Below are 5,544 nucleotides of genomic sequence, written 5' to 3'. Positions count from 1 at the left end.
CTGGGGCCGCTACGCGACCCTTTCCGACCGGTCCGGCGCCCCGGCAAGGCCGCTCCTACACGGGCCCCAACACCCGCTCCAGCTCCGCCGCCCGGTCACGGGTCATGTCCATCACGCATGTGCCGCCTTCCAGCTGCGCCATGGTCCCGCCACTGGCCTGCACATGGAACATACAGTTGCCATCACGGTAGGCCATCCACTTGCGCTGTACATCCCGAAGGCTCTTCTGCTGCCCGGCATCCAGCTTGCCCATCAGTTGCTTGTACACCCGGTTCAGGCGCTGGTCCTGCACGTGGGTCTCGGCGTTGATGCACTCGCTCATGGCCAGGGTGCTGGAGGCCTTGTCCATGCACTGCCCATAGGCCGGCGTATAGTCGTCCGCGACAGCCAGCGGCAGCACGCAGGCCAGTGCCAGGCCTGCCAGGTAATGCTTGATCATGCAAACCCTCCTTGTGAGTATCAAAATGACTGCGGTTGCTCCGGCGGCATCAGCACCTTGCCCGGCTCGAAACGCAACGACGGCATCTGCGTGGCGGCATACAACGCCACCCCCAGCGCAGCAATCAAGGCCACATCAAGCCAGCGCCAGCCAGGCATGTCGGCTGCGCTGCGGGCCTTCCAGCAATGCCAGGCCTGGCCCGCGCAGAACACCACGATTGCTGCCAACCACAGATAGAAGCCCGCACCAAAGCCGGTGCGGGCATTGAAGTCGTAGCTCTGGCTGTCTGGCAGGCGGTCGATGCCAAAGCTGCTGGCGGCCAGATACAGCGCGGCCAGCCCGCACACCAACGCCATCCGACGGAACCGCTGGTGGGCAAGAATTGCCACCGCCAACAACGGGTTGGCGAACCACTGGTACAACCCGAACGGCATGCCCCAGGGACCGTACAGCAACATCTGCAAGGCCGGCATGTGGCGGCCGCCACTCATCAGCGCGCCATCGAAAAAAAGCGCGAGCAGGTACAGAAGCAGGCTGATGCTCAGGTAGAAAACGGGCAAGGGGCACACCTGGGGGAAAACGGGACAGGCTGCGACCATAACCCAGGCCCTGCCCCGCTTCCAGATCTAAGTAGGTGCCGCGAAAGGCCTACTACGGTGGTGTGATACCGGGCGGGCGTTGATGCTCGCTACAGCATCAAGCAACAGGTGGCTCCAGCAGCAGGCCGTAGATACCCGAGTCGGACAGCTCGCCGGCCACGCACCAACGCGCCCGCAAGGTACCTTCGAGCACGAAGCCTTGACGCTCCAGCGTGCGTGCCGAGCCCTGGTTGCGCGGGTCGATTTCGCCCTCAAGGCGGCGCATGTGCAGGGTATGGGCAAGGTAGTCGATGAAGCAGGTCAATGCTTCGTCCATGTAGCCCCTGCCCTGCACGGCGCTGGCCAGGCAGTAGCCGATTTCGCCACGACGGGAAACGTCGTCGATATTGAACAGTTGGACCATGCCGATCAGTTCGCCGTTGTCACGGCGGTACATGCCTAGCTTGAGCTGGTCGCCATTGGCATAGGCTTCACGGTCAGCGGCCAGTGCGCTTTGGGCCTCGGCGAGGTCTTGCCAGGGTGCATGATGCCAATAACGCATGACCTCGGGGTCGGCCATGATCGCCAGCCATTGCGCGGCATCGCCATGACGCATCGGGCGCAATTGCAGGCGGGGGCTGTCGAGGCAGAGGTCACTGGGGAAACTGCGGGGTGGGGTCACGCCGGATCTCCTGTCCATTGCTGGGGAGATGACAGTTTAACGTCAAGCGGGGCGGCTGGGGGATGCCTTGGGGTTTTATAGTGTTTTTGGGATCATTTGGGGGGCTTGCGGTGGGGCGCAAATCGAGCGCCGCCCCCGCGGCGCGGGATTTCAACCCTGCAAACCCTGCGACATACCCTTGGCACTCCAGCACCACTCACAGCCAGACCGCATCCCAATGTGGATAATCACCAGCTCTAGCTACCAAACCAGCTCTTATCGGATTGGCAATGATGTATCTGGCGACCCTGATTATTTCTTCATCATGGCGCAAAGCGTGATCGTGATAACCAGCCTGCCAGATGGGTGCAACCTTTGCTCCGGCTTTGCGCAAAGCATGGCTGGATCGGGACTTGAATCGTTGCATCAATGTCCTGAGCGTCACTTCTTTCAGCTCCAGCAGCCAATGTATATGGTCAGGCATTACTACCCAGGCCAACGATCGGCAGTGGTGCTCCTGATCTGCTCTGCGAAGGTGATGGATCACCAGGCGTGCAAACCGGAAGTTCCGGAACAAGGGGCGACGCAGGTGGGTAACTGAAGTCAGTATGTAAAGCCTGCCAGGCTCAGAACATCTTCCACGACGGAGCAGGCAGCCATGAGGGTTGGCCATGCGGTCATCCTTGAACAAGTATTTACTGGAGCAGGATAGTCATGGCTTGGTAGCGGGGCCGGGGATTAGGTTTACAGGATGTGAGGGTGTATCTGCAGGGCTGGGGACTGCATCATGGCCACTGGGGGCTTGGTTGGGTTTTGCGGTGTGGCGTAGATCGAGCGCCGCCCGACAGGCCATTCAGGATGACCCTCTCGCGGGTACAGGCCACTCAGTAACCTCAAGCCACCTCAGCCCCGTCATCCGGCCAATGCGGCTCGTTAGCCCCTGGTGGGGTCAGCGGCGGTAGCCCATAGGCCGCGCGAGCATCGTCGCAGCTAGGGTTATGCACCCCACCCTCCCACGACGCTTCAAACTCTCGGCAAGGGCTCGAGCGGTTGGCGTAAATGGTACACGCCACCTCTTTGCCGATCTCGCCCGCAAGGCCCACGCAGCGGCAAGGCTTGGCATCGGTGCCAATCATGGCAACCCGGGTGGGGTTGATCTGCACCACCAGGTCGTCAGGCACAACGCCCCCGGCAGACTGGCATTCGCCCCAGAAGAAGGACACACGGAAGTACCCGCAGCAGGCGCCGCAGTCAAGGCAAGGATTATATTCGGACATGAGGCCACGGAGGGAAGGTTGTTGTTATCGGGGCAGGGCCCGCTGCGCCATTTTCAATCCAACCGGGGCCGGCTGGATAGAGGGGCAATGCAAAAAAAATCGCCGCTGATCCGGGAAGCCCGAAGCCCGAAAAACAGGCGGCCAGCCCACTGGATGGCCGCCCGCCTGACCTATCGCAGGGCCTTGTAAGTGCTGGCATCCCAGTGTTGCAGGCCAAGGCCTTCGCCTGGGTCATAGCTTTCGCCGCTCACTTGGCTGAAGTGCGCCTGGGCTTCGCCGCAGTGCACCAGCCGGTCGTCCTTGCTGCCTTCGGTGATGACGGTATACGACTGGCTACGCATGGCCTGGTAGTGCTCATCGGCAGTGGCCATGGCCAGGTGATGCTGCATCAACTGGTCGTCATCCAGCGCCAGTCGCTTGCCCAACTCGACACCCCAACGGGTCAGGCAGACTTCGGCGAAATGCCGCACGATCAACCCAGGCTCGATCAACACCTTGCCATCGCCCGCGCCATCGACCGACGCATTGCCGACCAAGGTGGCATGCCGGCCCGGCATCGGATAAATGCATATGTGCGTGCCGCTCTCTACAGAGGGGATCACGCAGGCAAAACCTTTGGAGCGCTCATCCCGCGAATAGAAACCGACGTACTCTCTGACATTGCCCGCCAGTTTCACCCGTTGCGTGTGGATGTTGCCAATCCCTGGCACCGGGTCGATGGCAAAGATGTTGACCGGGATATCCCGCAGCACCGGGTCTTGCGCCATCGCATTGGCCAGCATATGGCAACTGATACCACCCCGGCTCCAGCCCACCAGGTTGACGTGGGTGGGCAGGCGCGGCTTGCGGAACATGCTGATGATCTGCTCCTGCAGCTCCTGTGGGGTTGGGTGGCGGTCTCCATAGTCGTAGGTTCGCCAGAACCAGGATGCCGTTGCGGACGCATCCGGGATCGGTACGCCCGCGTCTTTGAGCCATGTGTACGCTTCCTCGCTGAGCTTGGTGCGCTGCCAGTTACTTTCGCCTTTGATGACCTGCAGCACATGGTTCACGTTTTCGTCCCAACCGCGACCGAACAACTGGCCACTCCAGTTGAAGTAGCCACCCGGCTCGACGAACAGGTTGTCGTCCTGAAGGTTGCCGCTGCCAGGCCCATCGACTGCAATCCAATGGGCGAACTCGCGCCCCTGATCGTTGCTGGCCAACGTCGAGACCAGTTCACCGTTCCAGAAATTGGGGTTTGCTTCATCGAAACGGTTGGAAGCGGTACCGCAGAAATAGGCTGTGAATGCACTCATTTGAATACCTGAACAGGAAGAAATGAGTGCTGAAGGTATTGGTGTGCATGACGGGCAGGAATACGGAAGGCCAGCCTACTGCCCGATGGGGGCCGCGTAGCGGCCCCGGGCGATTTACTTGCGGGTCAGGCCATCGGCCCTGAACATCTGGCGGATACCGCGGATCGCCTGGCGAATACGGTCCTGGTTCTCGATCAGGGCAAAACGCACGTGGTCGTCGCCATAATCACCAAAGCCGATGCCTGGCGACACACAGACCTTGGCCTCGGCCAGCAGCTTCTTGGAAAACTCCAGCGAGCCCAGGTGCGCATACTCCGGCGGAATCTTCGCCCAGACGTACATCGACGCCTTGGGGTTTTCGACCATCCAGCCCAGCTCGTGCAGCCCCTTCACCAGCAGGTTACGGCGCTGACGGTACTGCTCGGCGATGTCCCGCACGCACTGTTGGTCACCTTCCAGCGCGGCGATGGCGGCCACCTGCAAGGGCGTGAAGGTGCCGTAGTCGTGGTAGCTCTTGATGCGTGCCAGGGCATTGACCAGCTCTGGGTTGCCCACCATGAAGCCGATACGCCAGCCGGCCATGTTGTAGCTCTTGGACAAGGTGAAGAATTCCACCGCGATGTCCTTGGCCCCGGGCACCTGCATGATCGACGGGGCTTTCCAGCCGTCGTAGACGATATCGGCGTAGGCCAGGTCATGCACCACCAGCACGTCATACTGCTTGGCCAGGGCCACCACCCGCTCGAAGAAGTCCAGCTCGACGCACTGCGCGGTGGGGTTGGACGGGAAGCCGAGGATCATCATCTTCGGCTTGGGGATGGACTCGCGTATGGCCCGCTCGAGCTCATTGAAAAAATCCACACCCGGCACCAGTGGCACCGAACGCACCTGGGCGCCGGCAATCACTGCACCATAGATGTGGATCGGGTAGCTGGGGTTGGGGACCAGCACCGTGTCGCCCTGGTCGAGGGTAGCGAGCATCAGGTGGGCCAGGCCTTCCTTGGAGCCGATGGTGACGATGGCTTCGCTTTCCGGGTCGATGTCGACCTCGTAGCGCTCCTTGTACCAATTGGAGATGGCCCGACGCAGGCGCGGAATGCCGCGGGAGGTGGAGTAGCCGTGGGTGTCTTCGCGCTGGGCGACCTGCACCAGTTTCTCGACGATGTGCGGGGGGGTGGCGCCATCGGGGTTGCCCATGCTCAGGTCGATGATGTCTTCGCCACGGCGGCGGGCGGCCATCTTGAGCTCGGCCGTGATGTAGACTGGCAAACCGCGGCTTTCGGGGCCAAAC

At 61.6% G+C, this 5,544-nt stretch carries 7 protein-coding genes; all 7 read right to left on the bottom strand.

Annotated elements, in window-relative coordinates:
* Window positions 1-55: 55 nt before the first annotated feature.
* Window positions 56-439: a lysozyme inhibitor LprI family protein gene (locus NP534_RS25415; protein WP_274100546.1), complete on the bottom strand. Its 384-nt coding sequence runs from the start codon at window positions 437-439 to the stop codon at window positions 56-58.
* Between the two features lie 20 nt (window positions 440-459).
* Window positions 460-999, bottom strand: a complete 540-nt coding sequence (locus NP534_RS25410; protein WP_274100545.1) for a hypothetical protein — start codon at window positions 997-999, stop codon at window positions 460-462.
* A 136-nt stretch (window positions 1,000-1,135) separates the two neighbouring features.
* Window positions 1,136-1,699 (bottom strand): GNAT family N-acetyltransferase, encoded by a 564-nt coding sequence (locus NP534_RS25405; protein ID WP_274100544.1) that lies wholly within the window; start codon window positions 1,697-1,699, stop codon window positions 1,136-1,138.
* A 196-nt stretch (window positions 1,700-1,895) separates the two neighbouring features.
* Window positions 1,896-2,351, bottom strand: coding sequence for an REP-associated tyrosine transposase (locus NP534_RS25400; RefSeq protein ID WP_274100543.1), 456 nt, complete (start codon window positions 2,349-2,351; stop codon window positions 1,896-1,898).
* Between the two features lie 220 nt (window positions 2,352-2,571).
* Window positions 2,572-2,955 (bottom strand): YkgJ family cysteine cluster protein, encoded by a 384-nt coding sequence (locus NP534_RS25395; RefSeq protein WP_274100542.1) that lies wholly within the window; start codon window positions 2,953-2,955, stop codon window positions 2,572-2,574.
* Window positions 2,956-3,125: 170 nt separating this feature from the next.
* A complete protein-coding gene (locus NP534_RS25390) occupies window positions 3,126-4,253 on the bottom strand; it encodes a hypothetical protein (RefSeq protein ID WP_274100541.1) in 1,128 nt (375 codons plus the stop codon).
* 114 nt (window positions 4,254-4,367) lie between these two features.
* The gene (gene alaC / locus NP534_RS25385; RefSeq protein WP_274100547.1) at window positions 4,368-5,522 is read right to left on the bottom strand and encodes an alanine transaminase; all 1,155 of its coding nucleotides are present in this window, start codon (window positions 5,520-5,522) and stop codon (window positions 4,368-4,370) included.
* Between the last annotated feature and the right edge of the window lie 22 nt (window positions 5,523-5,544).

This window comes from Pseudomonas sp. 39004 (assembly GCF_028682155.1).
Taxonomy (GTDB): Bacteria; Pseudomonadota; Gammaproteobacteria; order Pseudomonadales; family Pseudomonadaceae; genus Aquipseudomonas; species Aquipseudomonas capeferrum.
Note: the sequence above shows the minus strand (reverse complement) of the source record. Positions and strands in the feature narration are given on the sequence as shown.

Excerpts from the sequence above, each read along its gene's own strand:
- NP534_RS25415 (WP_274100546.1), bottom strand. The coding sequence starts at position 439 with ATGATCAAGCATTACCTGGCAGGCCTGGCACTGGCCTGCGTGCTGCCG.
- NP534_RS25395 (WP_274100542.1), bottom strand. The coding sequence starts at position 2,955 with ATGTCCGAATATAATCCTTGCCTTGACTGCGGCGCCTGCTGCGGGTAC.
- NP534_RS25390 (WP_274100541.1), bottom strand. The coding sequence starts at position 4,253 with ATGAGTGCATTCACAGCCTATTTCTGCGGTACCGCTTCCAACCGTTTC.
- NP534_RS25400 (WP_274100543.1), bottom strand. The coding sequence starts at position 2,351 with ATGGCCAACCCTCATGGCTGCCTGCTCCGTCGTGGAAGATGTTCTGAG.